At 65.2% G+C, this 25,794-nt stretch carries 25 protein-coding genes; 12 read left to right on the top strand and 13 right to left on the bottom strand.

Features of this window, described 5'->3' with window-relative positions; genetic code table 11:
• Positions 1-33 precede the first annotated feature (33 nt).
• Positions 34-498: a nuclear transport factor 2 family protein gene (locus ABDJ38_RS00990; protein ID WP_346783208.1), complete on the bottom strand. Its 465-nt coding sequence runs from the start codon at positions 496-498 to the stop codon at positions 34-36.
• Between the two features lie 25 nt (positions 499-523).
• Positions 524-1,684, bottom strand: coding sequence for a phosphoserine transaminase (locus ABDJ38_RS00985; RefSeq protein WP_346783207.1), 1,161 nt, complete (start codon positions 1,682-1,684; stop codon positions 524-526).
• A 195-nt stretch (positions 1,685-1,879) separates the two neighbouring features.
• Here ABDJ38_RS00985 and ABDJ38_RS00980 point away from each other — a divergent pair, with 195 nt between their 5' ends.
• On the top strand, positions 1,880-2,560 hold the full coding sequence (locus ABDJ38_RS00980) for an extensin family protein (RefSeq protein WP_346783206.1): 681 nt from the start codon (positions 1,880-1,882) through the stop codon (positions 2,558-2,560).
• Between the two features lie 7 nt (positions 2,561-2,567).
• On the opposite strand, the gene ABDJ38_RS00975 is transcribed toward ABDJ38_RS00980, so the two are convergent.
• From ABDJ38_RS00975 to ABDJ38_RS00945, 7 genes are all read right to left on the bottom strand, one after another.
• The gene (locus ABDJ38_RS00975; protein ID WP_346783205.1) at positions 2,568-3,296 is read right to left on the bottom strand and encodes a response regulator transcription factor; all 729 of its coding nucleotides are present in this window, start codon (positions 3,294-3,296) and stop codon (positions 2,568-2,570) included.
• A gap of 190 nt (positions 3,297-3,486) precedes the next feature.
• Complete coding sequence (locus ABDJ38_RS00970; RefSeq protein ID WP_346783204.1) at positions 3,487-4,242, bottom strand: proteasome-type protease; 756 nt, start codon at positions 4,240-4,242, stop codon at positions 3,487-3,489.
• Between the two features lie 65 nt (positions 4,243-4,307).
• Positions 4,308-5,123, bottom strand: a complete 816-nt coding sequence (locus tag ABDJ38_RS00965; RefSeq protein WP_346783203.1) for a transglutaminase family protein — start codon at positions 5,121-5,123, stop codon at positions 4,308-4,310.
• Positions 5,124-5,142: 19 nt separating this feature from the next.
• Positions 5,143-6,087, bottom strand: coding sequence for an alpha-E domain-containing protein (locus ABDJ38_RS00960; RefSeq protein WP_346783900.1), 945 nt, complete (start codon positions 6,085-6,087; stop codon positions 5,143-5,145).
• 17 nt (positions 6,088-6,104) lie between these two features.
• Positions 6,105-7,529 (bottom strand): circularly permuted type 2 ATP-grasp protein, encoded by a 1,425-nt coding sequence (locus ABDJ38_RS00955; protein WP_346783202.1) that lies wholly within the window; start codon positions 7,527-7,529, stop codon positions 6,105-6,107.
• An 81-nt stretch (positions 7,530-7,610) separates the two neighbouring features.
• Complete coding sequence (locus ABDJ38_RS00950) at positions 7,611-8,414, bottom strand: esterase/lipase family protein (RefSeq protein WP_346783201.1); 804 nt, start codon at positions 8,412-8,414, stop codon at positions 7,611-7,613.
• 68 nt (positions 8,415-8,482) lie between these two features.
• The gene (locus ABDJ38_RS00945; RefSeq protein WP_346783200.1) at positions 8,483-9,010 is read right to left on the bottom strand and encodes a DUF3617 domain-containing protein; all 528 of its coding nucleotides are present in this window, start codon (positions 9,008-9,010) and stop codon (positions 8,483-8,485) included.
• A gap of 146 nt (positions 9,011-9,156) precedes the next feature.
• On the opposite strand from ABDJ38_RS00945, the gene uvrB reads away from it, so the two are divergent.
• From uvrB to ABDJ38_RS00925, 4 genes are all read left to right on the top strand, one after another.
• Positions 9,157-11,349: an excinuclease ABC subunit UvrB gene (gene uvrB / locus ABDJ38_RS00940; RefSeq protein ID WP_346783199.1), complete on the top strand. Its 2,193-nt coding sequence runs from the start codon at positions 9,157-9,159 to the stop codon at positions 11,347-11,349.
• Positions 11,350-11,508: 159 nt separating this feature from the next.
• Positions 11,509-11,790 (top strand): type II toxin-antitoxin system RelE/ParE family toxin, encoded by a 282-nt coding sequence (locus ABDJ38_RS00935; RefSeq protein WP_346783198.1) that lies wholly within the window; start codon positions 11,509-11,511, stop codon positions 11,788-11,790.
• Positions 11,765-12,082, top strand: a complete 318-nt coding sequence (locus ABDJ38_RS00930) for a HigA family addiction module antitoxin (protein ID WP_346783197.1) — start codon at positions 11,765-11,767, stop codon at positions 12,080-12,082. Before ABDJ38_RS00935 ends, ABDJ38_RS00930 begins: the two co-directional genes overlap by 26 nt.
• A gap of 1 nt (position 12,083) precedes the next feature.
• A complete protein-coding gene (locus ABDJ38_RS00925) occupies positions 12,084-12,674 on the top strand; it encodes a hypothetical protein (protein ID WP_346783195.1) in 591 nt (196 codons plus the stop codon).
• Positions 12,675-12,907: 233 nt separating this feature from the next.
• On the opposite strand, the gene ABDJ38_RS00920 is transcribed toward ABDJ38_RS00925, so the two are convergent.
• Positions 12,908-14,953, bottom strand: coding sequence for a protein-disulfide reductase DsbD family protein (locus ABDJ38_RS00920; protein WP_346783194.1), 2,046 nt, complete (start codon positions 14,951-14,953; stop codon positions 12,908-12,910).
• 62 nt (positions 14,954-15,015) lie between these two features.
• On the opposite strand from ABDJ38_RS00920, the gene ABDJ38_RS00915 reads away from it, so the two are divergent.
• The gene (locus ABDJ38_RS00915) at positions 15,016-16,230 is read left to right on the top strand and encodes an FAD-dependent monooxygenase (protein WP_346783193.1); all 1,215 of its coding nucleotides are present in this window, start codon (positions 15,016-15,018) and stop codon (positions 16,228-16,230) included.
• Here the strand turns inward: ABDJ38_RS00915 and ABDJ38_RS00910 are convergent.
• The 3 genes from ABDJ38_RS00910 to hemC form a co-directional block, all read right to left on the bottom strand.
• Positions 16,227-17,135, bottom strand: coding sequence for a hypothetical protein (locus ABDJ38_RS00910; protein ID WP_346783192.1), 909 nt, complete (start codon positions 17,133-17,135; stop codon positions 16,227-16,229). The two genes, ABDJ38_RS00915 and ABDJ38_RS00910, sit on opposite strands and share 4 nt — an antisense overlap.
• 66 nt (positions 17,136-17,201) lie before the next feature.
• Positions 17,202-17,876: a uroporphyrinogen-III synthase gene (locus tag ABDJ38_RS00905; protein ID WP_346783191.1), complete on the bottom strand. Its 675-nt coding sequence runs from the start codon at positions 17,874-17,876 to the stop codon at positions 17,202-17,204.
• Entirely contained in the window at positions 17,873-18,814 is a 942-nt protein-coding gene (gene hemC / locus ABDJ38_RS00900) for a hydroxymethylbilane synthase (RefSeq protein WP_346783190.1), read from the bottom strand. The genes ABDJ38_RS00905 and hemC overlap by 4 nt, the downstream gene beginning before the upstream one ends.
• Before the next feature lie 17 nt (positions 18,815-18,831).
• On the opposite strand from hemC, the gene tsaD reads away from it, so the two are divergent.
• The 6 genes from tsaD (at position 18,832) to ABDJ38_RS00870 (ending at position 25,646) form a co-directional block, all read left to right on the top strand.
• Positions 18,832-19,914 carry a tRNA (adenosine(37)-N6)-threonylcarbamoyltransferase complex transferase subunit TsaD gene (gene tsaD, locus ABDJ38_RS00895; protein ID WP_429770840.1) on the top strand — a complete coding sequence of 361 codons (1,083 nt, stop codon included), beginning with the start codon at positions 18,832-18,834 and terminating at the stop codon, positions 19,912-19,914.
• Positions 19,911-20,903 carry an NAD(P)H-dependent glycerol-3-phosphate dehydrogenase gene (locus tag ABDJ38_RS00890; RefSeq protein WP_346783188.1) on the top strand — a complete coding sequence of 331 codons (993 nt, stop codon included), beginning with the start codon at positions 19,911-19,913 and terminating at the stop codon, positions 20,901-20,903. Before tsaD ends, ABDJ38_RS00890 begins: the two co-directional genes overlap by 4 nt.
• Before the next feature lie 35 nt (positions 20,904-20,938).
• Complete coding sequence (locus ABDJ38_RS00885; protein ID WP_346783899.1) at positions 20,939-22,441, top strand: lipopolysaccharide biosynthesis protein; 1,503 nt, start codon at positions 20,939-20,941, stop codon at positions 22,439-22,441.
• On the top strand, positions 22,438-23,025 hold the full coding sequence (locus ABDJ38_RS00880) for a hypothetical protein (protein ID WP_346783187.1): 588 nt from the start codon (positions 22,438-22,440) through the stop codon (positions 23,023-23,025). The genes ABDJ38_RS00885 and ABDJ38_RS00880 overlap by 4 nt, the downstream gene beginning before the upstream one ends.
• A 78-nt stretch (positions 23,026-23,103) precedes the next feature.
• Positions 23,104-24,279, top strand: coding sequence for an acyl-CoA dehydrogenase (locus tag ABDJ38_RS00875; RefSeq protein ID WP_346783898.1), 1,176 nt, complete (start codon positions 23,104-23,106; stop codon positions 24,277-24,279).
• 143 nt (positions 24,280-24,422) lie between these two features.
• A complete protein-coding gene (locus ABDJ38_RS00870; RefSeq protein ID WP_346783186.1) occupies positions 24,423-25,646 on the top strand; it encodes an OmpA family protein in 1,224 nt (407 codons plus the stop codon).
• Positions 25,647-25,794: the final 148 nt, after the last annotated feature.

Below are 25,794 nucleotides of genomic sequence, written 5' to 3'. Positions count from 1 at the left end.
GGTGCACGACGCATGGCAGCGCCGCAATCGGGATTAAAGACCGAGGTCGGAAAGGCCGGGATGGTCCGCCGGACGCGGGCCCTGGGGCCAGTGGAACAGGCGTTCGCCTTCCGAAATCGGCACGTCGTTGATGCTGGCAAGGCGCACGGCCATCAGCCCCTCGGCATCGAACTGCCAGTTCTCGTTCCCGTAGGAGCGGAACCAGTCACCCGTCGCGTTGTGCCACTCATAGGCAAAACGGGCGGCGATGCGGTTGCCTTCAAAGGCCCAGACTTCCTTGATCAGCCGATACTCAAGCTCGCGTTCCCACTTGGCAGTGAGGAAGGCGACGATCGCATCGCGGCCGGACAGGAATTCCGAGCGGTTCCGCCAGCGGCTGTCGGGCGTATAGGCAAGCGCGACCTTTGCAGGGTCGCGCCCGTTCCATGCGTCCTCGGCCATCCGCGCTTTTTGCGCGGCGGTTTCGGCGGTGAAGGGCGGAAGGGGTGGACGCGCCATGGCGTTACCTCCTGTTGCCAACCTCTTACAGGTTGCCGGCCTTGAGCTCTTCGTAAGCCCACTCGATCCACGGCAGCAGGCGCGCGATATCTTCGCTTTCAAGCGAACCACCACACCAGATCCTGAGGCCCGGAGGGGCATCGCGATAGCCGTTGAAGTCGAAGCCGACCTCAAGCTCTTCGAGCTTCTTGGCGATCTTGCCGGGAACCGCGGCCTTGTCCTCATCGGACAGGCTGTCGATCCACTCGCCCTGGAAGACCATGCACACGCCGGTGTTGGTCTGCTGCGCCGGGTCGGCAACCATGTTGCGCAGCCACGGGGTCGCCTCGATCCAGTCCTTGACGATCTTGGCATTGGCGTCGGCACGGGCAAACATCGCCTCACGGCCGCCGATTTCCTTCACCCACTCAAGCGCGGCGATATAGTCTTCGGTCGCCAGCATCGAGGGGGTGTTGATCGTTGCGCCTTCGAAGATCGCCTTGTCGATGGCGCCCTTCTTCTTGATGCGGAACAGCTTGGGCAACGGCCACTCGGGGTCGTAGCTGTTGATCCGCTCCACCGCCTTGGGCGACAGGATCATCATGCCGTGCTGCGCTTCACCGCCCAGCACCTTCTGCCACGAGTAAGTTGTCACATCGAGCTTCGCCCAGTCCATCTCCATCGCGAAGACGGCGCTGGTGGCATCGTTGATGGCCAGACCTTCGCGGCCCGGAGCGAGCCAGTCGGTGTTCGGAATCTTCGCGCCCGAGGTCGTGCCGTTCCAGGTGAACACCACGTCGTTGTCCTGCGGGACTTGCGTCAGATCGGGAATTTCGCCGTAACCGGCGTCGAGGATCTGCAGGTCCTTCAGCTTGAGCTGCTTGGCTGCATCCTGAATCCACACGTTGCCGAAGCTTTCCCACGCCGCAATCGTGGCCGGGCGCGCGCCGAGCATCGTCCACATCGCGCATTCCAGCGCGCCGGTGTCCGAGCCAGGCATGATGCCGACCAGATAGTCGTCGGGAATGCCGAGCAGCTCACGGGTGAGGTCGATGGCATATTTCAACCGGCCCTTGGCGTATTTGCCGCGGTGCGAGCGACCAAGCGAGCGGGTGTCGAGCTTGTCGACAGACCAGCCGGGTGGCTTGCAGGTGGGTCCGGATGAAAAGAAGGGGCGCTCAGGCTTGAGCGTAGGTTGTACAGTCATGTATTCTCTCCTTTCAGAGAGCTCGCGCGGCGTTGGGACCGCGTGGCCCGGAGCCGCACCTAAAGACACGCTGCCCAATGTCAATCGCAGATCGCTGGCCTGTGCCCGCCCATGGCCCGGTTACGGATGACCAAAGGAGCAGTTTTCTGATCCTGGCAAGGTTCTCTTAAGCATGTCTGCGGCACATTGCGCCCTATGCGAAGCTTGGCTGCCCTGCTGATTCTGGCCTCCGCACTGGCGGGCTGCTCGCTGGTGCCGGAACGCTCAGGCAGACAGGCGAGCGCTCCACGCAGCGCCGACTCGCGCGCCATTGCCGCGCCCATGCGCTCTGCCGACCGCGCCTGCATGGCCGACCTGGGTGGCAGCGGCGCACGGTTTTCCCCCCTTCCCGACCGTTACGACGGCAACGGCTGCACCAATCTCGGAACGGTGCAACTGATCGCCCTGAGCAGCGACGATGGCGAACTTGCGCTCAGCAACCTTGGCGCGGTGACCTGCCCGGTCAGCCAGGCCTTCGCCGGCTGGGCGCGCTTCGGCGTCGACCGGGCTGCGCGCCAGATCCTCGGTGCGAAGCTGGTGCGGATCGAGACCTACGGCAGCTATAATTGCCGCAACGTGGCGGGAACCTCGCGGCGCAGCGCCCATGCGACGGCCTCGGCCATCGACATTTCGGGCTTCGTGCTGGCCGATGGGCGGCGCGTGTCGGTGCTCGATGACTGGAACGGCGGTTCCGCCGCCGAGCGCGAGTTTCTGCGCGTGGTTCAGAGTTCGGCCTGCCGCCGGTTCGGAACGGTGCTAGGACCGGATTACAATTCCGCGCACCGCAACCATTTCCATCTCGAAGGCGTGGCCGAAGGCAAAAGCTTCTGTCGCTAGGCCTGTTCTAGGCACGTGCGCCCCCACGCCTGCGACCAAGAGCAGAGCGCTTTTCAGGGTGGATACCGATCGCCCCCTCGAAAGCGTTACCCTCGCCTTCCTCATCTGCACCTGCGGAATGGCTTTGCCGCACGTCCAATGCCGCATCGAGACGCATCCGCACCGCCTCCGCGGCATGGCCTGCGCCCAGCTTGTCCATCATGTTGGCGCGGTGAATCTCGACGGTGCGTGGGCTGATCTCCAACTCGCGCGCAATCGCCTTGTTCGAACAGCCTTCGGAAAGCCAATCAAGCACTTCTCGTTCACGTCTGGATAGGTTCTTGATCCGGCTGCGGGCGTCGATCAGCCGACGCCGTGCCTCGGCATGGCGACCTGCGTCTGATTCGAGATGGGCGATCAGCCGCACCAGCTCCGCCGAGGTCAGCGGCAGTTCCAGATAGTCGATCGTGCCCGCTTGAATCGCCTCGACCACCTGCTCCACTCCGGGGTTCGAGGTGGCAGCGACGACCGGCAACCAGATACCTTGCTCACCAAGCTTCTCAAGCAGCGCCGCAGCACCTTCCGCCATCACATCGTCGCAGGCGATGATCGCCCCGGTTCGTGGCGGACGGTCGAACAGCTCATGAAGGTCCGAATAGACCTCCGCGTGGTGCCCTTGCGAAAAGGCCAGCCGCGCCTGTTCCGCCCGTGTGCGGCTTGTCCCGCCAACGATGTGAAGTGTGATCCTGTGTTCCATGACCCTAGACCTAGCCCCTATGGACTCCCCTAGGCACTGCGTATTGCTACGGAATCAGTAGTATAGAGCCGGCCATCGCCCCAAAATCTGCGGCATATCAAGGTTAATTTACCCCCAAAGTGGAGCTAACTAGTGGGTCTTCCCTACATCAAACCCTTAAGCACTTTGGCGAGGGCTATCAGGACTTGATTCAAGGGATTTTGCTTGGCGTATCCATCGCGTAGTCGGGCAGCGACTGAAACGCACTTTTCAACGCGTCGCCCCAGCTCGAGGATATTTCCTCGAAGTAGGGATCGCCCGCCTCGATACGGCGTTCGTGCCGCGGCTCGAACACGTCGCGCTCGATCACCATCAGATCGAGCGGAAGGCCAACCGAAAGGTTCGCCTTGAGGGTGGAGTCCATGCTCACCATCAGCAGCTTCACCGCATCCTCGAAGCTCATCGTGCGCTCGTAGGCGCGCAGCAGGATCGGGCGGCCGTACTTGGTCTCGCCGATCTGGAAGAACGGGGTGTCGATGCTGGCTTCGATGAAATTGCCCTCGGGGTAGATCATGAACAGGCGCGGCTCCATGCCCTTGATCTGGCCCGCGAGGATGAGCGAGGCGGTGAACCGGCTTCCGCCGTTCGCGCCGTTCTGCTTCTGCGTATCGCCAATCGTTTCGCGCAGCAGATTGCCCAGTTCAATCGCGACCTGAAACATGGTGGGCAGTTCGAGCAGGCTGTTCGACCGATCCTCCGGCGCTTTCGAGCGTTCCTCCAGCTGCGAGATCACCGCCTGGGTCGTGGCCAGATTGCCCGCGGTCATGATCGAGATGATCCGCTCGCCCGGCACCGACCAGCTTTGCATCTTGCGAAACACCGAAATGTTGTCGACGCCCGAGTTGGTGCGCGTGTCGCTCATCAGGACCAGGCCCTTATCGAGCACCATGCCAACACAATATGTCATTGATCGATCTTCCTATGGCGGCCAGCCCATTTACGGGTCAGGCCGCGTTCCTCGTCCCCACGCCTCTATTGCTCCACGCTGCGCTGTTCAACCGCGAGTTCGACATGGAAGTCCTCGGTGACGGTGTCGAAGCTGATCCCTGTGACCGGCGCGGCATCGCGATAGTCGCGTCCGGTGGCGACACGGACATAGCGCGGATCGGGGCTGATGCCGTTCGATACGTCGAACCCGACCCAGCCGAGCGAAGGCACCCATGCCTCGGCCCAGGCGTGAGTCGCCTCCTGCTCGATGCGGTCATCCATCATAAGGTAGCCGCTGACATAGCGCGCCGGAATGTCGATCGCGCGCGCGGCAGCGATGAAGATATGCGCGTGGTCCTGGCACACGCCCTTGCCCGCAGCGGCGGCGGCTTCGGCAGTGGTGCCCGAATTGGTCTCGCCCGGCAGATACTCGACCGCTTCGAGAATGGTGGCGGAAAGATTGTGCAAGGTATCGACCATACCCTCCTCGCTGCGCTCCACCTTGGCGATGAGCTGACGGATTTTCGGGCCGGGCCGCGTCAGGTCGGTATAGGAGAGAAACGACCACAGTGGCAGGTGCCCGGCATGATGCCCGACCACGCCAGCATGGTCCTGCGTCTCCACGGTGCCGCTACAACCGACGACGACCTCGCGCGCGCCTTCCTCAACCGTGATCAGTGTCACGTGGTTGTGGTTCTGATCGTCGTAGACCAGTTCCTCATGCGCGTTCTCGTAAACCATCTGCCAGTCGATGATCTTCTGCCCCTGCGTTTCCTTCGGCGTCAGCCGCAGGCGCTGTATCGCATAGCCCACCTCGTGGGCGAACCGGTAACGGGTGGTGTGGCGGATCGTTAGTCGCATGGTAGCTTGCTCCGCTGGCTCAGGCGATGAAGCGGTAATCCTCCGCAATAGCGCCCGCGAGCTTGTTGTTATCGGCGATGAAACCGAGCAGGAACTCGTGCAGGCCCTGTTCGAAGATCGTCTCCACGGTGATTTCGCTGAGCTTCATGTCGGCGTCGCGCATGGCCTCGTGCGCCTTGCCCTCGCGGCCGTGGAACTGCGCGAGATGAAACAGGTTTTCGCGCATCGAATGATAGCAGAATATCAGACTGCGCGGGAACCGGTCGTCGAGGATCAGGAAATCCGCGATCGAGCGAATGTCGCTGCGCCCCGCGTTGAGCCAGCGATAGGCGCGTTCGGCGGAAAGCGAGCGCAGCACATTATCCCACTGCCCCGCATCGAGCGGCGTGCCGACATAGGACAGCGACGGCAGCAGCAGGTAGTACTTCACGTCGAGGATACGCGCGGTGTTGTCGGCCCGCTCGAGAAATGTGCCGGCGCGGGCGAAGCTGTAGATCTCGTTGCGCAGCATCGAGCCGTGGGTGGCCCCGCGCACGACAGCACTCTCGCGCCGGATCGCCATCAGCACCTCGTGCAGATTGGCCGAGCGCACCTGCTTGGAAAGCAACTCGCGCAGGCTCATCCAGCCCTCGTTGACCGATTCCCAGACCTCTGCCGTGATCGCCGAGCGGCACATGCGCGCATTCAGCCGGGCCCGCTCCATCATCGAGAGCACGCTTTCCGGATTGTTCTTCGACCGCAGCACGAAATCGCAGACGTGCGAGCCGGTATATTCGTCATACTGCGCGAGATAGGAGTCCTTCAGGCCCAGCGTGGTGAGCACCGAGGCCCATTCCTGGCTCGCCATCTCGGCCCCGCGGGTGAGCGCCATGCGCTGGCCCGCCGCGAGCAGGCGCGCGGTGTTCTCCGCCCGCTCCAGATAGCGATACATCCAGAAGGTGGCGTTGGCCGTCCGGCCGAGGATATGCGTTCTGTTCGCCATCAGTCGTCCAGCACCCAGCTGTCCTTGGTGCCGCCGCCCTGGCTCGAATTGACCACCAGCGACCCCTTCTTCAGCGCCACGCGGGTCAGCCCGCCCGGCGTGATGTCGACCCCCGAAGGCGAGCACAGCACGAAGGGGCGCAGGTCGACATGGCGCGGCGCCAGCCCCTTGCGCGTGAGGATCGGACAGGTCGACAGCGACAGCGTCGGCTGGGCGATGTAATTCTCGGGCTTGGCTTCAAGCTTCTTGCGGAAGGCGGCGATCTCCTTCTTCGAGGAGGTCGGGCCGATCAGCATACCATAACCGCCCGAGCCGTGGACTTCCTTGACCACCAGCTCAGCCAGATTGTCGAGCACATAGGAAAGCGCATCGGGATCGGCGCAGCGCCATGTTTCGACATTGGGCAGCAGCGGCTTCTCGCCAGTGTAGAACTCGACGATCTCGGGCATGAACGAATAGATCGCCTTGTCGTCGGCCACGCCCGTGCCCGGCGCATTGGCGATCGTCACGTTGCCGGCGCGATAGACGTCCATGATCCCCGGCACGCCGAGCACCGAATCCGGGTTAAAGGTCAGCGGGTCGAGGAAATCGTCGTCGACCCGGCGATAGATCACGTCGACCGGCTGATAGCCCGCCGTGGTGCGCATCTGCACCTTGCCATCGACCACGCGCAGGTCGCTGCCCTCTACCAGTTCGGCGCCCATCTGGTCGGCAAGGAAGGCGTGCTCGAAATAGGCAGAATTGTAGATGCCCGGGGTGAGCACCGCGATCGAGGGTTTCGGCCCCGCCCCGTGCGGCGCGCAGGCGGCAAGGCTGGCGGCCAGCCGCGACGGATAGTCCGAGACCGGACGCACCGGGACATGGCTGAACAGCTCGGGGAACATCGCCATCATCGTCTCGCGGTTTTCGAGCATGTACGAGACGCCCGATGGCGTGCGCGCATTGTCTTCGAGCACCATGAAATCGTTGGGCCCCGTCCGCACCAGGTCGATGCCGACGATATGGGTGTAGACCCCGCCCGGCGGGGTGAAGCCGACCATCTGCGGCAGCCAGGCATCGTTGTTGCGGAACAGGCGCTCGGGCAAGCGCCCTGCGCGGATGATCTCCTGCCGATGGTAGAGATCGTGCATGAAGGCGTTGAGCGCTCGCACCCGCTGCTCGATCCCGCGCGATAGCCGCCGCCATTCGCCGCCGGTGATTATGCGCGGCACCATGTCGAAGGGGATCAGCCGTTCCTCGGCGTCGTCCTCGCCATAGACGTTGAAAGTGATCCCGGTTTTGCGGAAGAACGTCTCGGCCTCGAAGCTCTTCGAGTGGATCCAGCGTTCATCCTGCTGCGAGAGCCACTCCTGATATCCGGCATAGGCCGGGCGCACCGATCCGTCGGGTGCGTGCATCTCGTCAAAGCCGGTTTCGCTGGTCATGCAACTCCTTTGTGCGATGCAGCATGGCAGGAACTTTGCCCCGCGCCAAGTGCCCTCGCGACAGTTTTTTTACTCTCTGCTTCAGGCAAGTTCGCGCCCCACGGCGAGAATCGCCTCGTTTGAATCGGCAAAGCCCAGATGGGTGCAGCGGACCGACACCGCGCGGTCGCGCTCGCCCGGCAGGCCGCGCGCCGCACGCGGCGAGATCACCGCATCGCACGGGCTCCACAAGGCCACCGTTTCGACCGGTGGCTTGGCCCGGACATCGCAGGCAATCGGCGGATCGTTGACCGGGTAGCCGGTCACAGCCTGATAGGTCCGCCAGAGGTGGTTCGACCAAGGCGTGTGGCTGAACGGCGAGCCCAAGGTGATGACCTTGGCCACGCGTTCGGGATGCAGCTTGGCCATCTCGCGGGCGAACACCCCACCCAGGCTCCAGCCAACGAGATAAACCGGCGTGCCGTAGCGTTCATGCACCTCGACGATGCGGTCGGACAGCTGACGGAAACGCTCCTCGCTCGGGCCCAGGTTATAGCCCAGCTTCCAGCGCTTCACCTTGTGCCCGGCCTGTTCAAGCTCGTGCGCCATGCGGGCCATCCGGCGCGCGTCCGCCCCGAAGCCGGGAAGCAGTATTACCACCTTGGGGCTGTCGCTCTCCGGCAAGGTGCAAGGATAGAACGCCTTGCCTGCCAACCAGCGGGCGTAATAGGCAATCTCGCCGGGTAGCAGCCTGAGCGGCGGAGTATGCGCGCCCTTGGGCTGCGGCGCGGTGAGCAGGGCCAGCCGCCTGCGGACAGCATCGAAGGAAGCCACCACGACGTCGCGCAGCCGACCCAGATCGAACCTGGCCGGATGGAACCGCGATCGTGGCAGCAATTCAAACATGCACCCCCGCTTTGTGTCCTTTCTGCAAGTGGAAAAAGAAACGCGCGGGTTGCAGAAAGTATCCCGCCTCAGCTGCAATCGCCCACGCGCGTACCGGTCACCCGCATATGCATTTTCGCTGCGCCCATTTCGGGAATCGCCTGCTCGAACCGCGCTTCCATCTGCACCTCGTCGCCCTCCATGGTCCCGTTGAGCATGACCTTGCCGTTCATGCCTTGCGGATCGTTACACTGCATCGTGGCGGTGAAGCTGTTGCCGCTCTTCGCGAGATCGGAGATCGTGCAATCGCTTTCGTTCATCTCGCTGATCCACTCCTCGGGCGTGGCATCTTCGGTGACGCACGAGAGTGTTTCGTTTGCGCCCTCTTCGGCGAACTGTCGTTCGGCGAACTGCTTGATATCGTCGGGCAGGCCGGGCAGGTCGAACTCAATCAGTTCGACCGTCGAGCTGTATTGCCCTGCGGCGAGCGTGAGGTCGCCTGAGCCGGCAACGTCATCCATCGACAGCGCCTCGTCCTGCAACTCCTCGTCGTTCGAGCTGCCGCAGGCAGTGAGCGCGAGCGCGGCGGCGGCAGGCAGTATCAGGCGAGCTTTCATTTGGCGGGTTCCTTCGCAAAGACGCAACAAGGCAGGCCCGTCGAAACGGTCCCTAGTCGCCGCGAGCCTAACAGCCGCTTGCCGCACTGCCAATCGGCTCTTTCGATAGCGTTGCGCGAGACCCGCGCACGTCCCATATCGGCGCGATGGCAGAACTGGTAATCCGCAGAGGGCTGGAAGAGCCCGACACCTCCGGCGCATTCGTGCCCCACAGGCCTGCCCGGCCCGAGAAGATGGCGGGCGGCAAGCCCTTCAAGCTGGTGTCTGACTACGAGCCCGCCGGCGATCAGCCGACCGCGATTGCCGATCTGGTGGCCGCCGCCGAGGACGGCGAACAGACGCAAGTGCTGCTCGGCGTTACCGGCTCGGGAAAAACCTTCACCATGGCCAAGGTGATCGAGACCTTGCAGCGCCCTGCCCTGGTGCTGGCGCCGAACAAGATCCTCGCCGCGCAGCTCTATGGCGAGTTCAAGAGCTTCTTTCCCGACAACGCGGTCGAGTACTTCGTCTCCTACTACGACTACTACCAGCCTGAGGCCTATGTCCCGCGCTCGGATACCTACATCGAGAAGGAAAGCTCGGTGAACGAGGCGATCGACCGGATGCGCCACTCGGCCACCCGCTCACTGCTCGAACGCGACGATGTGCTGATCGTGGCTTCGGTGTCATGCCTTTACGGCATCGGCTCGGTCGAAACCTATTCGGCCATGATCTTCGACTTGAAGCAAGGCGACAGCGTCGACCAGCGCGAGCTGATCCGTAAGCTGGTGGCCCTGCAATACAAGCGTAACGACGCCGCCTTCGCGCGCGGCAATTTTCGCGTGCGGGGCGACAATCTCGAATTGCACCCCAGCCACCTCGAAGACACTGCCTGGCGCATCAGCTTCTTCGGCGACGAGATCGAAGAGATTGCGGAGTTCGACCCGCTCACCGGCAAGAAGGGCGCGGCGCTCGACAAGGTGCGCGTCTATGCCAACAGTCACTATGTGACACCCGGCCCGACCATGAAGCAGGCCGCAGAGGCCATCAAGTTCGAGCTGGCGCACCGGCTGGAAGAGCTGAACGCCGAGGGCAAATTGCTCGAAGCCCAGCGGCTTGAGCAGCGCACCAACTTCGATCTCGAGATGATCGCGGCAACCGGTTCATGCGCCGGGATCGAGAACTACAGCCGCTTCCTCACCGGCCGCCTGCCGGGTGAGCCGCCGCCGACGTTGTTTGAATACCTGCCCGAGAACGCGCTGCTGTTCGTCGACGAAAGCCACCAGACGATCCCGCAGGTCGGCGCGATGGCGCGCGGCGACCACCGCCGCAAGCTGACGCTGGCCGAATATGGCTTCCGCCTGCCGAGCTGCATCGACAACCGCCCCTTGCGCTTCAACGAGTGGGACGCGATGCGCCCGCAGACGGTCGCCGTCTCGGCCACTCCCGGCAACTGGGAGATGGAAGCGACCGGCGGTGTGTTCGCCGAACAGGTGATCCGCCCCACCGGCCTGATCGACCCGCCGGTGGAAATCCGCCCGACCGAGGATCAGGTGCAGGACTGCATCGCCGAGGCCAAGGCGGTGGCGGCGAAGGGCTACCGCACGCTGGTCACCACGCTGACCAAGCGCATGGCCGAAGACCTTACCGAGTTCATGCACGAACAGGGCGTGCGCGTGCGCTACATGCACTCGGACGTCGAGACGCTCGAACGGATCGAGCTGATCCGCGACCTGCGCATGGGCGTCTATGATGTGCTGATCGGCATCAACTTGCTGCGCGAAGGGCTTGATATCCCTGAGTGCGGTCTGGTGTGCATTCTCGATGCGGACAAGGAGGGTTTCCTGCGCAGCGAGACGAGCCTGATCCAGACCATCGGCCGCGCCGCGCGCAATGTCGATGGCAAGGTGATCCTCTATGCCGACCGCGTGACCGGCTCGATGGCGCGCGCAATGGCGGAAACCGACCGCCGCCGCGAGAAGCAGCGCGAATACAACGAGGAGCACGGGATCACCCCGCAGACGATCAAGCGCGAGATCGCCGACATCGTCGCGCATACGGCGGCGAAGGACGGAGTGACGGTCGATATCGAGGCCGAGGACGGTCGCAATAACCTCGTGGGCCACAACCTGCGCGCCTATATCGAGGAGCTGGAAAAGAAGATGCGCGACGCGGCAGCGAACCTCGAGTTCGAGGAGGCTGGGCGGTTGCGCGACGAAATCCGGCGGCTCGAGGCAGACGAGCTGGGCTTGCCCGACGATCAGAAGAAAGCGCCGATGGTGGGGCGTTCGAATGAGGGCCGTCCGGGAACGCGCAAGACGCGCTATGGGAAGGTGCAGAAGAAGAAGTGGGGGAAGTGATGCGGGACTTCGACAAGGAAATGAGCGCAAGCAAGGGTTTTCTTAAATAACTGAAATTAATATATTATTATTTTTTCTGTGGGGATAATCCACCCCGGTAGGTTGCGGCGAAAGAATTTATGCACTCAATGATTGGCTGCACGCAAAAACGAGGCAGCCATGATCATCTCATTCGCCGACAAGGAAACCGAGCGCGTCTGGTCCGGTCGGCGGAGCCGCAAGTTGCCCGATGACATCCAGCAGCGCGCTCTAGCCAAGCTCGCGCTGCTCAACCGTGCAAAAACATTCGACGACCTCAAAAACCCGCCATCCAACCGCCTGCATGCCCTCAAAGATGACCGGGCCGGGCAGCATTCCATTTCAATTAACATGCAATGGCGTATATGCTTCGTCTGGAAAGATGGAGAAGCCCACGGTGTCGAAATTGTCGACTACCACTAATGCCGACTGGCTCCACATTCCGCACGCAGGCGAGTTGCTGGCGTCGGAATTCATGGAACCGCTCGACCTCGATTGCCCCGCCTTGGCCCAGGCCATCGCGGTCGATCCGGCGCGCCTGCACGCCATTATCGAAGGAACCGAGCGGGTTGACGGCGAACTTGACCTCAGGCTGGCGCGCTATTTCCGTATGTCGGAAGGCTTCTTCCTTGGCTTGCAGTCAGACTGTGAACTGCGGGAGGCAAAGCGCGCCCTCAACGGGGAGCTCGATCGCATTGTCCCGCGTGCTGCCTGATATGCGCCTCCTTCTGATCCTCCTCCTCGCCCTCCCTCTCGCTGCGTGCAGTGAGGCCAATGGCGCGACCGACACCAAGGGCACCGACCTCGCCGAGGCCGTCGCCGCGGCGCCGCGCGAGCTGGTATTGGAATCGCCCGAAACGCAGTTCGCCACCTGGACCGTCGCCGAAAGCGGCCATGCGATCCATTTCGCCAACCCCGGCCAGCCGCCGCTGGTCACACTCGATTGCCGCCTCGATGCCGAGCCGATCACCATGGCGATCATCCGTCATGCCCCCGCCATGCCGGGGCAAAGCGCATTGTTCGCGGTGATGGGCAATGGCCACGTGAGCCGCCTGCCCGCAGAGCCTGTGGTGACAGACAACGAATGGCGCTGGGAAGCGAGCCTGCCCGCGTCAGACGAAGGGCTCGACCTGTTTATCGGCCCCGGCGACATGCGCGCCACCCTGCCCGGCAAGGGCGCCATCGCCATGCAGCCGAGCCGTATTCCCGGCGAGTTCGTCGAATGGTGTCGTGCGGGTGGTGAGACAGTCGGCGCGCCGGTCGAGAAACCCGCGCCCGGTGAGGACTCGGGCAAACCGCAAGCCTGACCCCCGTTCGTTCTCGGCGCACTCAGGCGCGGCGCGTTGGCCCTTCGAGACAAGCCCTCAGCCTGCGGCTTCAGGCTCCTCAGGGCGAACGGATTGGGGGTCGCGCGGGAAGGCCACCGACGCACAAGTCTTAAAGCCGGAACGCTCCACTAGCCAACCCTCCCGTTCGTGCTGAGGAAAGACCGAAGCCGCAGGCTGAGGGCTTGTCTCGAAGCACCCGCGCTCAGCGGCAGCTATCGAGCCTTCGCCCGCTCGATCAGCATTTCGGGCGTCAGCACCTGCGGCAGCTTCTCGGGCTGCTGGTTCGGAACGTACCACAGATACAGCGGCACCCCCGCCGCACCCTGCTGCTCCAGAAAGGCGGTGATCTCCGGATCGGCCTGCGTCCAGTCGCCGCGCATGGCCACCACCCCGCCCCCCTCAAAGGCCTTGCGGACCTCGTCACGCTCGATCGCCACGCGCTCGTTGACCTTGCAGGTGAGGCACCAGTCGGCGGTGAACCACAGAAACACCGGCTTGCCCTGCGACTGCACCGTGTCCATCAGCACCAGCTCGTCGAAAGCGACCGGGTCGTGGATGCTCTCTTCCGCACCAGCGCTGGCCGGGTCGTAGGCGGCGGGCAGCGCGAAGGCGGCGAACACCAGAAACGGCGCAGCGATCAGGCCGAAGGCAGGCCAGGCGAGCTTACCCCGGCGTTGCAGCAGGCCCGTCACCAGTAGCCCCATCAGCAGCCCCGCCACCAGCAGCAGCGCGAGCAAGGCAAACGGCTTACCCCCGATCCGCACGCTCAGCCAGACCAGCGCCAGCGCGGTCAGCCCCATCGGAATCGCCATCAGCTTGCGAAAACGCTCCATCCACGCACCGGGCTTCGGCAGCATCCGCCGCAGCGAAGGCACGAAACCCAGCAGCAGGAACGGCAGCGCCAGCCCCAGCCCCAACGCGGCGAACAGCCCCAGCGCCTGCGGCACCGGCAGCAGCAGCGCCGCGCCCATCGCCGCCGCCATGAATGGCCCGGTGCACGGTGTCGCGACGAAGGCCGCCAGCAGGCCCGTGCCGAAAGCAGAAGCAGGCTTGCCGCCGCCCCGGATCGGCAGCCCCGGCAGCTCGAACAGTCCGGCGAAGTTGGCGGTCAACAGCGCGGCCAGCACCAGCAGCGCCACGACCACGCCCGGCTCCTGCAACTGGAACGCCCAACCCACCTGCGTGCTGCCCGCGCGCAAGGCGAGCATCAGTCCGCCGAGCGCAAGGCAGGCGAACACCACCCCGGCGCTATAGGCCAGCGCCTCGGACCGAGCCGCACGCTCGTCGCCGCCCGCGCGGGCCAGCGTCAGCGCCTTGAGGCTGAGGATCGGGAACACGCAGGGCATCAGGTTGAGGATCAGCCCGCCCAAAAGCGCCGCACCGATCAGGAAGACCAGCGAAGGCACCTCGCGCGCGGCACCCGCGATCACCGGTGCATCGAGGCCCGTCACCGCGCCGGGTTCGGCCACGAACCGCACCCCGCGCCCGCCGTTGCCGAACGACAGGATGCCTTCGAGCGTCCCTGCCTCCGCATCGCCCGCAGCACTTCCCTTGAGCGGCACCTGCGCCACCAACAAGTCGCCCGCGCGGCGAAAGGTCTGCGGCGCGGCATAGGCGATCGACTGGCCAGCAGCGATCTGCCGCTGCTCTATGAACACATGCGGCTCGCCCAGCTCCATCGCGGCGGGCAGCGGGATCGCGAGCCGCAGTTCGTCGCCCGCCACTTCGTAAATCGCGTGCCGGTCGATCAGCGGCGGCAGCTCGGCGCGCCATTGCTCAAACCGGGCTTCGGGTGCGAGCGCGGCTGTGCCGGAAAAGTCGAGCAGGATATCGCCATGCTCGGGCACGCAGATGCGGTCGGTGCAGGCGAGCCAGTCCAGCTTCGCGCTCACCACCGGCCCCTCCGCCAGATCGGCACCGGCTGGCACCCGCAGCGGCACGATCACCGCATGCGGGCTTTCGTAGACATGGTTCATCAGGCCGGAGATCACCAAGGTCTCGGGCACGGGGAACTCGGGCTCGCCCGCCTGCCAGCCCTCGGGCAGGGTCCAGTCGATTTGCAGGCCGACGCCCGCATCGCCCGGATTCGACCAGTAGCCATGCCAGCCCGGCGCAGGCGTAAAGACCAGCGCCACGTCGACCTCGCCGCCCGGGTCGGGCGCCTTGTCGGCATAGGCGGCGAGCGCAATGTTGTTCTCTTGCGCTCCGGCGGGCAACGCAGCAAAACAGGCCAGCAGCAGCCAGAACAGGCTTGCCATCCACCGCCGAAGGTCCATTTCACTTGCACGCATCACGCGCGCACCTTTAGGAGCACGACACTATGGCGGACAAGCGCGATCTACTCATTCTCGGCGGCGGCCTCGTTGGCATGACGCTGGCCCTCGCTGCGGCGAAGAAGGGCATTTCCAGCCACGTGGTCGACCGGGCAGACCCGGCCGAGCTGACGGCGGAGGGCTTCGACGGCCGCGCCTCGGCGATTTCCACCGCGAGCTGGAACCTGTTCACGAACATCGGCCTTGCGGGCGCGCTTAAGCCCTTGGGCTGCGCGATCACCAACATCGCCGTCACCGACGGGATGAAGCCGGGCCGGATCGATTTCGAACCCGCACCCGAAGATGGCTCGCTCGGCCTGATGTATCGCAATCGTGACCTGCGCCTCGCCTTGTTCCAGGCCGCGCGCGAGGAAAGCCTGATAGCCTGGCACGCGCCGGTCCAGGTGACGAAGCGCGAGCGCGGGGCGCATGGCGTTTCCGCCACGCTGGGCGACGGCACCGTGCTTGAGGCGAGCCTAATGGTCGCCGCCGAGGGCCGCCGCTCGCCCACGCGCGAGGAGGCGGGGCTGAACCTTGCGCACTGGAACTATCATCACCGCGCGATCATTGCCGGGCTGTTTCATGAAAAGCCGCACGAGGGCGTGGCCTGGGAAATCTTCTACCCCGCCGGCCCCTTCGCGCTCCTGCCCCTGCCCGACGACGAACAGGGCCGCCACCGCAGCGCCATGGTCTGGAGCGTGAACGAGAAGGACGCCGATGGCCTGCTGGCCTTGCCCGAGAAGGCGTTCCTCGGCGAGGTGCTGGGCAAGATGCACGGCGTCTATGGCGCCATTGAGGCCGATGGGCCGCGTTCGTCCTACCCGCTCGGCTTCCAGCACACCGCGCGCATCATTGGCGAGCGGCTGGCGCTGGTGGGCGACGCCGCACACGGCATTCACCCGATTGCCGGCCAAGGCCTGAACCTCGGCCTGCGCGACGTCGGCGCGCTGGTCGAGGTGCTTGTCGAGGGCATGCGGCTCGGGCTCGAACCGGGCGAGGCGCAGATGCTGGCGCGCTACGAGAAGTGGCGCGCGCTCGATTCTTTCTCGGTCGCCTTTGCCTGCGATTCGCTCACCCGGCTGTTCGGCATTCCGGGCAAGCTGCCCAGCCTCGCTCGCCGGATCGGCATGGCCGCCGTGCAGCGCACGCCTCCGCTCAAGCGCTTCTTCATGGATGAGGCGCGCGGGATGAGCGGCGACTTGCCCGAGCTGCTGAAAGCCTAGTTCGCGGCCGTTTCGGTGACCCGGGTGCCCGAACCGTCGCGCAGGTTCTGCCGGTCGAGCACCGCCGTCGTTTCTAGTAGCTCAATCGCCTGCTGCGCCTTGGCGTAACGCTCGGCATCGCGAATCCAGCGGCTTGCGCTCTGCGCATTGGGCAGGTTGCGCACTTCGGCCAGCGCCGCATTGGCCCGCCCGCTTTGCAAAAACAGCCGCGCCCGTTCGAGTCGCCGCTCGGAGGTCGGCGAAGGGGTGCCTTCGCGCCGGACCACGAACAGTTCTGACATCTCGCGGCCCAGCCAGTCGGCAAACCCCTCGTCGCTCGGACTGTCAGTGATGGTCTCCGATAGCGCATCGAGCCGAGCCAGAAGGCTGTCGAGCGTGACCGGATTGCGTCCGGCCTCGATCACGGTGTCGACCGCATTGGGCTGGGCGTCGCCGAAGCGCAGCCGCAGCTGGTCTTCGAGATAGCCGAGCGGCGCCCCGCGTTCGAGCGCGCGGCGCGCGGCAAAGGCAATCAGCAGCCCTTCGGCCCGCGCGGCATTGCCCGCCGCCGCCTGCGATTGCAGATCGAGCCGGGTCAGCCGCTGCTCCATCGCGGCCACCCGCGCATCGAGCCCGCCCTGCTGTTCGACCACCCGCTCGACCCGTTCGACCGCTTGGCGCGCCTGGGCGACATTGACCTCTTCATTCGCGCTGGCGCTGGGTTCAGGCGTGGCGGGTGCTGAGGTTTCCTCGCGCCGTAGCGAAAAAATGGGCGAGGCTTCGGTGGCCACCTCATCGTCGCGCAGGAAATAGTAGGCAGCGCCCGCGCCCGCCAGCAAGGCCAGCAGGACAACGATAACGAGCGTTCGCAGGCCGATTCCGCGCGGCTGCGCCTGATCGGCCTGTTGATGGGAAACTGAGTCCATAGGTTCCTTTGCGCAGCCTTCCTCGCAATCGGCTGCTTTGCCCCCGAATTTCGTCTTGCCGAGCTGTTAAACCAATTTGGCGGCCAAGGCCAACAATGCCGCGTCGCCCGGCTGTGGAGCGCTGGCGATGCTGGCCCAGCCCTCGCCCGCCGCCTCTGCAATGCGCGGGCCGAGGCAGGCAAGACCTATGCCGCTGCGCGCAATGCCAAGGCGCTCGCACTCGGCGGAAAAATGACGCGCGGCGCCCGCCGAATGAAGCAGGACGAGCGCTGCGCCTTTCCGCAAGATATCGGCCAGCGCTTGCGGCATGGGGAGGTGCACGATTTCATAGACCGTCCGTGCTTCGATTACCGTGCCGGGAGCGGGTTCGACGGCCACACGCTCGGCCCCTCCCAGGCGAAGATAGCGCATTGCCTGGCCCGCCTGCGCATCGAGGATCGACTGCAAGCCGCCCTCGCCCACAAAGTCCACCCGAAAGCCTGCCGCGCGCGCGGCTTCGGCGGTGGTCTGGCCGACAGCATGGACCGGCAGCTTGCGAAAGGTCTCCATCCAGGCACCGCCAAGGCGGAACACATTGGCGCTACCGATCAGCAGCGCGTCGAAGTCCTCGGGGTCTGGCGTGATCCATTCGACCCGCCGTGCCTCGGATAGAGGGAAGACATCCACATCAAGCCCGCGCTCGCGCGCCGCCGCCGCCGTGCTGGTGGCGCCGGGCTCGGGGCGGATGACGATCAGGCTCACGAGGCCCCGTCGAACACCGCCGCAATCGCGGGCGAGGCCTTGGCGAGCAGCTCGCGGGCCAGCCGTGCGGGGGCCTCGAGGTCACCGGCGGCGAACTGCGCGCTGTCCTCGATCTTCTCCGAACCATCGGGGCTGAACAGCATGACGCGCATCGTGAGGGTGTCGCCGTGGCTCTCGCAGAGCACGGCGATGGGCGAATGGCAGGTGCCGCCCAAGCCGGTGAGCAAGGCGCGCTCGGCCATCACCTCGGCGCGGCTGGGCGCGTGATCGATGGCGGCGATCAGCTTGCATGTCTGCGCATCATCGGCCCGGCATTCGAGCGCAATCGCCCCTTGCGCCGGGGCGGGCAGCCAAGCGGCGGGATCAAGCGGCGTCCCCACCTCGTCCTGCCCCAGCCGCAGCAAACCGGCGGCGGCAAGGAAGGTCACATCGGCTTCGCCGGCCTGCAACTTGCCGAGCCGGGTGGCGACATTGCCGCGAAAGGTCACCACAGTGCAATCTGGCCGCAGCGAGAGCGCCTGCGCGGCCCTGCGCGGCGCGCTGGTGCCGATCACCGCGCCTGCCGGAAGATCCGCCAGCGATTTTGCACCCACCAAACGGTCACGCTTGTCTGCGCGCGGGAGCACGGCGGCGATCACCAGTTCGGCAGGCCGCACGGTCTCGACATCCTTCAAAGAGTGGATCGAGGCGTCAATCCGGCCCTCGAAGAGCCACTGGTCCAGCTCCTTGGTCCACAGCGCCTTACCCCCGATCTCGGCCAGCGGACGGTCGAGGACCTTGTCGCCGCTCGCCACCACGGGGACCAGTTCGATCATGCTTTCGTCCCACCCATGCGCAGCGCACAGGCGGGCGCGGGTTTCGTGCGCCTGCGCCATGGCGAGCGGGGAATTGCGCGTGCCCAGGCGCAGGATGGGGGCGTTGTTGAATGTCTCGGTCATAAGCCCGACTTGCCCTAATGCGTGAATGCGTCCAGTGGAACCCGCCCATGAGTGCCAAGTCCGCCAAAGTTGTCCTCGGAATAGAGAGTTCGTGCGACGAGACCGCCGCCGCGCTGGTCACGAGCGAGCGTGTGATCCTCGCGCAGGCCATCGCCAGCCAGGAGGCAGAGCACGCGCCCTATGGCGGCGTGGTGCCCGAGATCGCCGCGCGTGCCCATGCCGAGCGGATCGCCCCGCTGATCGAGAAGGTGCTGCAAGAAGCGAAGGTAAGCCTCTCGGATTGTGACGCTATCGCCGCCACCGCAGGGCCGGGCCTGATTGGCGGGGTAATGGTGGGGCTCGTCTCGGCCAAGGCGCTGGCCATGGCGAGCGACAAGCCGCTGATCGCAATCAACCATCTCGAAGGCCATGCGCTGTCGCCGCGCCTTGCCGATGCCTCCTTGCGCTTTCCCTATGCACTGCTGCTGGTGTCGGGCGGGCATTGCCAGATCCTCGAAGTGTCCGGCCCGGGCCAATACCGCCGCCTCGCCACCACGATTGACGACGCGCTGGGCGAAGCCTTCGACAAGAGCGCCAAGGTGCTCGGGCTTGGCTATCCGGGCGGCCCCGCGCTCGAGCGGCTCGCGCTGGCGGGCGATCCGCAGGCGGTTCCCCTGCCCCGGCCCTTGATGGGCAAGCCGGAGCCGCACTTCTCCTTCGCGGGGCTGAAGAGCGCCGTTCTGCGCGCGCACGAGAGCGGCGCCTATGCCGATGCCGACATCGCTGCGAGCTTCCAGCAGGCAGCGGTCGACTGCATCCGCGACCGGCTCACCCGCGCCCTCGCGCAAATGCCAGAGGTCACCGCGCTGGTGGTCGCTGGCGGGGTCGCGGCGAACGCGGTGGTGCGCTCGGCGCTCGAATCGCTTGCACACCAACGCGGCCTGCCCTTCATTGCGCCGCCTATGGCTCTGTGTACCGACAATGCGGCGATGATCGCCTGGGCTGGGCTGGAGCACCTTGCGCTCGGCCATGCGGGCGATCCGCTCGATTTCGTGGCACGACCGCGCTGGCCGCTTGATCCAGAAGCCGAACCCGCACGCGGCGCAGGAGTAAAGGCATGACCCGAACCATCGGCGTGATCGGCGCAGGCGCTTGGGGCACCGCGCTCGCGCAGATGCTCGCCAGCAGCGGCGAGCCAGTGCTGCTGTGGGCGCGCGAAGAGGGCCTTGCCGACGAGATCAACACCACCCGCGTCAACGGGCCCTACCTGCCCTCGGCCCAGCTTGCAGAATCGGTCCGGGCGACGGGCAACATGGCTGAGCTGTCGGCCTGCGACATTGTCCTGCTGGTGACCCCGGCGCAGCATCTCGCCAGCGTCATGGCGCAGATGCCGGCCCTGCCGCGTGACCTGATCCTGTGCTCGAAGGGCATCGAACAGGGCACGGGGGCGATGATGCACGAGGTCGCGCACAAGGCCGCACCCGAGAGCGAGATCGCGGTCCTCTCCGGCCCCACCTTCGCGCACGAAGTCGCCGCCGGTCTGCCCACCGCCGTGACCTTGGCCTGCGGTGGCGGCGAGGAACAATGGCAGCGGCTCGCCCCAGCCGTCGCGCGCGATACGTTCCGGCCTTATTATTCGGACGATCTGGTGGGTGCCGAGATAGGCGGCGCGGTGAAGAACGTGCTCGCCATCGCCTGCGGCGTGGTCGACGGCTTGCGGCTGGGGCAGAATGCCCGCGCCGCGATCATCACCCGCGGCTTTGCCGAGATGCTGCGCTTCGGCGAGGCACTAGGCGCGCGGCCCGAGACGCTTAACGGCCTGTGCGGGCTCGGCGATCTGGTGCTGACCTGCTCGTCGACCTCCAGCCGCAACTTTTCGCTGGGCATGGCGCTGGGCGAAGGCGCTGACCCGGCGGGCCTGATGGCCGACCGCCGCACCGTCGCCGAAGGCGCGCACACCGCGCCCGTGCTGCGCGACCTCGCCGCGCAAAAGGGCGTCGCCATGCCGATTGTCGATGCGGTCGCGCGGCTGCTCGAAGGGGCCGAAGCGCAGGCAATCGTGCGCGAACTGCTCGCCCGCCCGCTGCGCGCCGAGGGAGCGCACGCTTGACCACCTCTCCTGCGACCGAACCGCGCAGCGACGATATGGCCGCGCTTGCCAAGGGTGGGCGGACCAATTTCTTCGGCTTCCTCTTGCGGCTGGCCGCCCGTCTGCCGTTCCTGTTCATCGCCGGACGACTCTACGGCGCCGACGCGCTCGGGCGCTTTGCCTCGGCGCTGGTGGTGGTGGAGCTGGTCGCGCTCATCTGCTCGATGGGCGAGAAACGCGGCCTCGCGCAGCGGCTGGCCGAGAGCGAGGAGAACCGCGCGAACCTCGTGTTCGACGGAATCCTGATCGCGCTGATCCTCTCCAGTGTGGCGGCACTCGGCTTCTATTTCGTGCCCGCGCCGCTCTTTCCCTCGGGCGAATATACCGCGCTCGATCGGCTGATCGTGCTGGCCATCCCCGGCTATGCGCTGACCGAGATCGTGCTCGCGGCGCAGGCCTACAAGTATGACATCGCGACCACGGTGCGCGCGCGCGCGGTGGTGGAGCCGTGGACGATCTCGATCCTTGCGGGCGTGCTGTGGTTCGTGCCGGGGGTCAAGACATCGGGCCTGTCGATGGCCTACCTCGCCTCCATATATGCTGGCCTTGCCGTGGCGCTGATCCCGTTCCTGCGCACCTATGGCCTGCCGCACAACTGGCACCCGCGCCCCAAGCTGATGCTGCGCTTCACCTGGCGCGCGTTGCCGCTGGCGCTGGCTGACGCGATCGAATGGGGCACGCGCCGGGTCGATATCTTCATCCTCGGCCTGTTCGCCGCGCCCGCTGCCGTCGGCATCTATTATGTCGCGCAGCAGGTGGCGAGCCTGCCGCAGAAGCTGAAGACCAGCTTCGAGCCGATCCTCGGCCCTGTCATCACCCGCAAGCTGCGCGAGCGCGACTATGCCGCGATTGCCCGGCAGGTGTGCCAGGTCGGCTTCTGGATCGTTGCCGCGCAGGCGGGCATCGCGCTTGCGCTCGGCATTCCCGGCGAAGCGATCATGGGGCTGGTCGGCCCGAACTTTGTGGGCGGCACGGGCGCGCTCGCCTTCCTGCTTGCCGCCGAGGTGGTGGCCGCAACAGCGGTGGTCTCGGAAGCCGCTTTGATCTACGTGGCGCGGGTGCGCAATCTGTGGGTGTCGATCGGCACCATTGCCTTGCAAGCGCTGGTCACGGTGCTGGCCATGCAGGCAATCGACAGCATGGCCCTCGCCGACCCTGATCGTGCGAATTACTATCGCGCCGCCGCCGCTGCCGGGGCGCTCATGCTGACGCTGGGCGTGGCCTCGCTGACCAAGGCCTTCATGCTGTCACGCATTCTGCGCGAGCCGATCAACAATTGGCGCTGGGCGCTAATCTGGGCGGTGTGCGCTGCCGTGATCGTGGGGCAACTGGTGATCATGCTGCCCGAATGGCTGGAACTGGCGCTCGGCATCCCCGCCATACTCGGCGTATACGGCTGGGTGATCTGGACTCGCGGCTTCGGACCGGAAGACCGCATCCTGTTCAGCCGCAAGCTGGCCCACGAGGCCGAACAGCAACAAGAGGAGCTGAAGTCATGAGCGAATGGATCGCAGCCAACTGGATGCTGGTGGCAATCGGGGTTGCCGTGCTGGTGCTGATCATCGGCTGGCTGGTGCTGGCGAGCCGCCGCACCACGGTGGAACGGGTCGAAACCGGCGAAGAGCCTGCCCCGGCGCAACGAAATCAGGCACTGATCGACGCGCCGCCTGCCGCCAGCGCCGCCTCCCCCGGCCCGATGTCGGGCGCGGCCAATTCCCAGAATGTGGCTGCGGCCCCCGCCACGGCCGATGCCGAAGCTGGTCCGACCCCAGCCCCCACGGCGCCGCCAGCTGCCGCAAGCCCAGCCTCCACGAGCGCAGCCGCCGAAAGCCCAGCCCCCGGCGCTGACAGCGACGTCGCCCGGCTCAAGGGCGTTGGCCCCAAGCTGGTGGCGCAGCTTGCCGATCTGGGCGTGACCAGCGTGGCGCAGATTGCCGCCTGGGACGACACCGATATCGACCGCATCGATGCGCAGCTCGGCCGCTTTTCCGGTCGCATCCGTCGCGACGCATGGGTCGAACAGGCGCGGCTGCTCGAAAGCGGCGATACCGCTGCCTATGAGAGCCGCTTCGGCAAGGGCTAAGCCAGGCTACGGGGAGGGTTGGCCAGAGCGCGCATCTTCGGTAACATGGTTTCCACGGAGACTAGTTTGATGGCGGCAATGGCACAGTTCGATTGGGCGGACCCGTTCAACCTCGATACGCAGCTCAGCGACGAGGAACGGATGATCCGCGAAGCCGCGCACGGCTTTGCGCAAGGCGTTCTACAACCGCGCGTGATCGAGGACTTTGCCTCCGAGGCCGACGCCAAGGAACTGTTCCCGCAGATGGGCGCGGCAGGTCTGCTTGGCGTAACGATCCCAGAAGAGTTCGGCGGTGCGGGTGCGGGCTATGTCGCCTACGGCCTCGTCGCGCGCGAAATCGAGCGGGTGGATTCGGGCTATCGCTCGATGGCCAGCGTGCAATCTAGCCTCGTGATGTACCCGATCCACGCCTATGGCTCGGACGAACAGCGCGCGCAATATCTCCCCGGCCTCGCCTCGGGCGAACTGATCGGCTGCTTTGGCCTGACCGAGCCCGACGCCGGCTCCGACCCCGCCGGTATGCGCACCGTCGCCAGGAAGGACGGCGACGACTATGTGCTGTCGGGCAGCAAGACCTGGATTTCCAACGCGCCCTTTGCCGATGTCTTTGTGGTCTGGGCCAAGAGCGAGGAACACGGCGGCAAGATCCGTGGCTTCGTGCTCGAAAAAGGCATGGCCGGGCTGGATGCGCCCAAGATCAAGGGCAAGCTTTCCTTGCGCGCCAGCACCACCGGCATGATCATGATGGACGAGGTGCGGGTGCCCGCCTCCGCCCTGCTGCCCGATGTCGAAGGCATGAAAGGCCCGTTCGGCTGCCTCAATCGCGCGCGCTATGGCATTTCTTGGGGCGCGATGGGTGCAGCGGAATTCTGCTATGCAGCAGCACGTAATTACGGGCTTGAACGCAAACAGTTCGGCCGCCCGCTTGCAGCGACACAGTTGTTCCAGAAAAAACTCGCCGACATGGTCAGCGAAATTGCGCTGGGGCTTCAGGCGAGCCTGCGGGTGGGGCGTTTGATGGAAAACGATGCCTTCGCGCCCGAGATGATCAGCCTGGTGAAACGCAACAATGTCGGCAAGGCGCTCGACATCGCCCGCGCCGCGCGCGACATGCATGGCGGAAACGGAATTTCAGAAGAATATCAAGTTCTTAGACACGCCTTGAATCTGGAAACGGTCAATACCTACGAGGGTACTCACGATATACATGCGCTGATCCTGGGTCGCGCAATCACCGGTATCGCTGCATTCTGAGACCTGAAACATGAGTGTGGCATATATGTCGCACCTATAAAAGACTGGCCCAACAAGTATCAATTTGGTGGAACTATACGCAAATCTGGGCATTCGGGTTTTGTTACAGGGCATGTGGCTCTGTCGAACAAGTGAGGATTCATATGCAAAGGTTGCTAATCACAGCGTCCGTCATGGCGCTCGCGATCCCCGGCGTTGCACACGCCGGCGAGACCTACGTTGGTGTGAGCGCTGGTGTGAACACCACCGACACCGAGAACGACGGTCTGACCACTGCCGACATCGCGGCGACGCCGAACTTCCCCGGCATTCCTGCTGGCAACGAGATTGCCTTTAACACCGATGGCGACATCGGTTGGGGCGCCGGTGTTCAGATCGGCCACCGTTTCGATAACGGTTTCCGTCTCGAGCTCGCTGGCGACTACAACTCGACCACCGTCGATGACCACTTTGGCGCCACAGTCGCCGGTCAGCCGATCCGTACTTTGGATGCTTCGGTACTGACCCGTTCGGCTTCGCTCGAAGGTCGCGCTGTTGGTCCCTACCTCAACGAGGACTCGGGCAGCGACATCGAAACCTACGGCCTGTTCCTGAACGCGCTGTATGACTTCAACGCCGGTGGCGGCTTCAGCCCCTACATCGGTGGTGGTCTCGGCCTCATGGTCGTCGACGTCGACTACCTCGCCGGTGGCGACTTGATCGCCGACGATTCGGACGTTGCGCTGGCTTGGCAGGGCATCGCCGGTGTCTCGAGCAAGCTCTCGGACAGCGCTGAGCTGTTCGCCGAGTACAAGTATCGCCGCACCTTCGAGGACGCTGCGAACATCGTGCCGACCGCTTTCCCGATGGATACGCTGAACGTTCACACCGAACAGCACCTTGGTGTGGTTGGCGTGCGCTTCCTGATGGGTGCCGAGGCTCCGCCGCCCCCGCCCCCGCCGCCGCCGCCTCCCCCGCCGCCGCCTCCCCCGCCGCCGCCGCCTCCCCCGCCGCCGCCGGCTCCGGTTGCGCGTCCGTGTAACACCGGCCCCTACATCGTGTTCTTCGACTGGGATAAGTCGGACATCACGGCTGAGGCTGCCAGCGTTCTGAACTCGGCGGTTACGGCCTATGGCGATTGCGGCACCGCCCGCATCATGCTTGCCGGTCACACCGACCGTTCGGGCTCGGCCACTTACAACATGGGCCTGTCGGAGCGTCGTAACGCTTCGGTCCAGCAGTACCTGACCGGCCGCGGCATCCCCGCCGCTCGCATCAGCACCGAAGCCTTCGGCGAAACGCAGAACCGCGTGCCGACTGCCGACGGTGTCCGCGAGCTGCAGAACCGTCGCGTCGAAGTCACCTACGGTCCCGGCTCGGGCAACTAAGCCCAACCGGCCCTAGGCCCAGACACAAGAAGGCCCGGCAGGAGCGATCCTGTCGGGCCTTTTTTGTTGCGACGGACCAAGACGCCTTCATCGCTGCCCACATCTAAGATATGGTGCGAATGCTTCACCAAAGGTGGCGTTCTCATGC

Origin of the sequence: Aurantiacibacter flavus (assembly GCF_039710615.1) — a bacterium.
Classification (GTDB): domain Bacteria; phylum Pseudomonadota; class Alphaproteobacteria; order Sphingomonadales; family Sphingomonadaceae; genus Alteraurantiacibacter; species Alteraurantiacibacter flavus.
The sequence above is the reverse complement of the archived record's forward strand: the minus strand, read 5'-3'. Positions and strand labels throughout refer to the sequence as shown.

What these genes read in the sequence shown, in the direction of transcription:
- ABDJ38_RS00990 (WP_346783208.1), bottom strand. Translation starts at nt 498, where the DNA reads ATGGCGCGTCCACCCCTTCCGCCCTTCACCGCCGAAACCGCCGCGCAA.
- ABDJ38_RS00985 (WP_346783207.1), bottom strand. Translation starts at nt 1,684, where the DNA reads ATGACTGTACAACCTACGCTCAAGCCTGAGCGCCCCTTCTTTTCATCC.
- ABDJ38_RS00980 (WP_346783206.1), top strand. Translation starts at nt 1,880, where the DNA reads ATGCGAAGCTTGGCTGCCCTGCTGATTCTGGCCTCCGCACTGGCGGGC.
- ABDJ38_RS00975 (WP_346783205.1), bottom strand. Translation starts at nt 3,296, where the DNA reads ATGGAACACAGGATCACACTTCACATCGTTGGCGGGACAAGCCGCACA.
- ABDJ38_RS00970 (WP_346783204.1), bottom strand. Translation starts at nt 4,242, where the DNA reads ATGACATATTGTGTTGGCATGGTGCTCGATAAGGGCCTGGTCCTGATG.
- ABDJ38_RS00965 (WP_346783203.1), bottom strand. Translation starts at nt 5,123, where the DNA reads ATGCGACTAACGATCCGCCACACCACCCGTTACCGGTTCGCCCACGAG.
- ABDJ38_RS00955 (WP_346783202.1), bottom strand. Translation starts at nt 7,529, where the DNA reads ATGACCAGCGAAACCGGCTTTGACGAGATGCACGCACCCGACGGATCG.
- ABDJ38_RS00950 (WP_346783201.1), bottom strand. Translation starts at nt 8,414, where the DNA reads ATGTTTGAATTGCTGCCACGATCGCGGTTCCATCCGGCCAGGTTCGAT.
- ABDJ38_RS00945 (WP_346783200.1), bottom strand. Translation starts at nt 9,010, where the DNA reads ATGAAAGCTCGCCTGATACTGCCTGCCGCCGCCGCGCTCGCGCTCACT.
- uvrB (WP_346783199.1), top strand. Translation starts at nt 9,157, where the DNA reads ATGGCAGAACTGGTAATCCGCAGAGGGCTGGAAGAGCCCGACACCTCC.
- ABDJ38_RS00935 (WP_346783198.1), top strand. Translation starts at nt 11,509, where the DNA reads ATGATCATCTCATTCGCCGACAAGGAAACCGAGCGCGTCTGGTCCGGT.
- ABDJ38_RS00925 (WP_346783195.1), top strand. Translation starts at nt 12,084, where the DNA reads ATGCGCCTCCTTCTGATCCTCCTCCTCGCCCTCCCTCTCGCTGCGTGC.
- ABDJ38_RS00920 (WP_346783194.1), bottom strand. Translation starts at nt 14,953, where the DNA reads ATGGCAAGCCTGTTCTGGCTGCTGCTGGCCTGTTTTGCTGCGTTGCCC.
- ABDJ38_RS00915 (WP_346783193.1), top strand. Translation starts at nt 15,016, where the DNA reads ATGGCGGACAAGCGCGATCTACTCATTCTCGGCGGCGGCCTCGTTGGC.
- ABDJ38_RS00910 (WP_346783192.1), bottom strand. Translation starts at nt 17,135, where the DNA reads ATGGACTCAGTTTCCCATCAACAGGCCGATCAGGCGCAGCCGCGCGGA.
- hemC (WP_346783190.1), bottom strand. Translation starts at nt 18,814, where the DNA reads ATGACCGAGACATTCAACAACGCCCCCATCCTGCGCCTGGGCACGCGC.
- tsaD (WP_429770840.1), top strand. Translation starts at nt 18,832, where the DNA reads ATGCGTGAATGCGTCCAGTGGAACCCGCCCATGAGTGCCAAGTCCGCC.
- ABDJ38_RS00890 (WP_346783188.1), top strand. Translation starts at nt 19,911, where the DNA reads ATGACCCGAACCATCGGCGTGATCGGCGCAGGCGCTTGGGGCACCGCG.
- ABDJ38_RS00885 (WP_346783899.1), top strand. Translation starts at nt 20,939, where the DNA reads ATGGCCGCGCTTGCCAAGGGTGGGCGGACCAATTTCTTCGGCTTCCTC.
- ABDJ38_RS00880 (WP_346783187.1), top strand. Translation starts at nt 22,438, where the DNA reads ATGAGCGAATGGATCGCAGCCAACTGGATGCTGGTGGCAATCGGGGTT.
- ABDJ38_RS00875 (WP_346783898.1), top strand. Translation starts at nt 23,104, where the DNA reads ATGGCACAGTTCGATTGGGCGGACCCGTTCAACCTCGATACGCAGCTC.
- ABDJ38_RS00870 (WP_346783186.1), top strand. Translation starts at nt 24,423, where the DNA reads ATGCAAAGGTTGCTAATCACAGCGTCCGTCATGGCGCTCGCGATCCCC.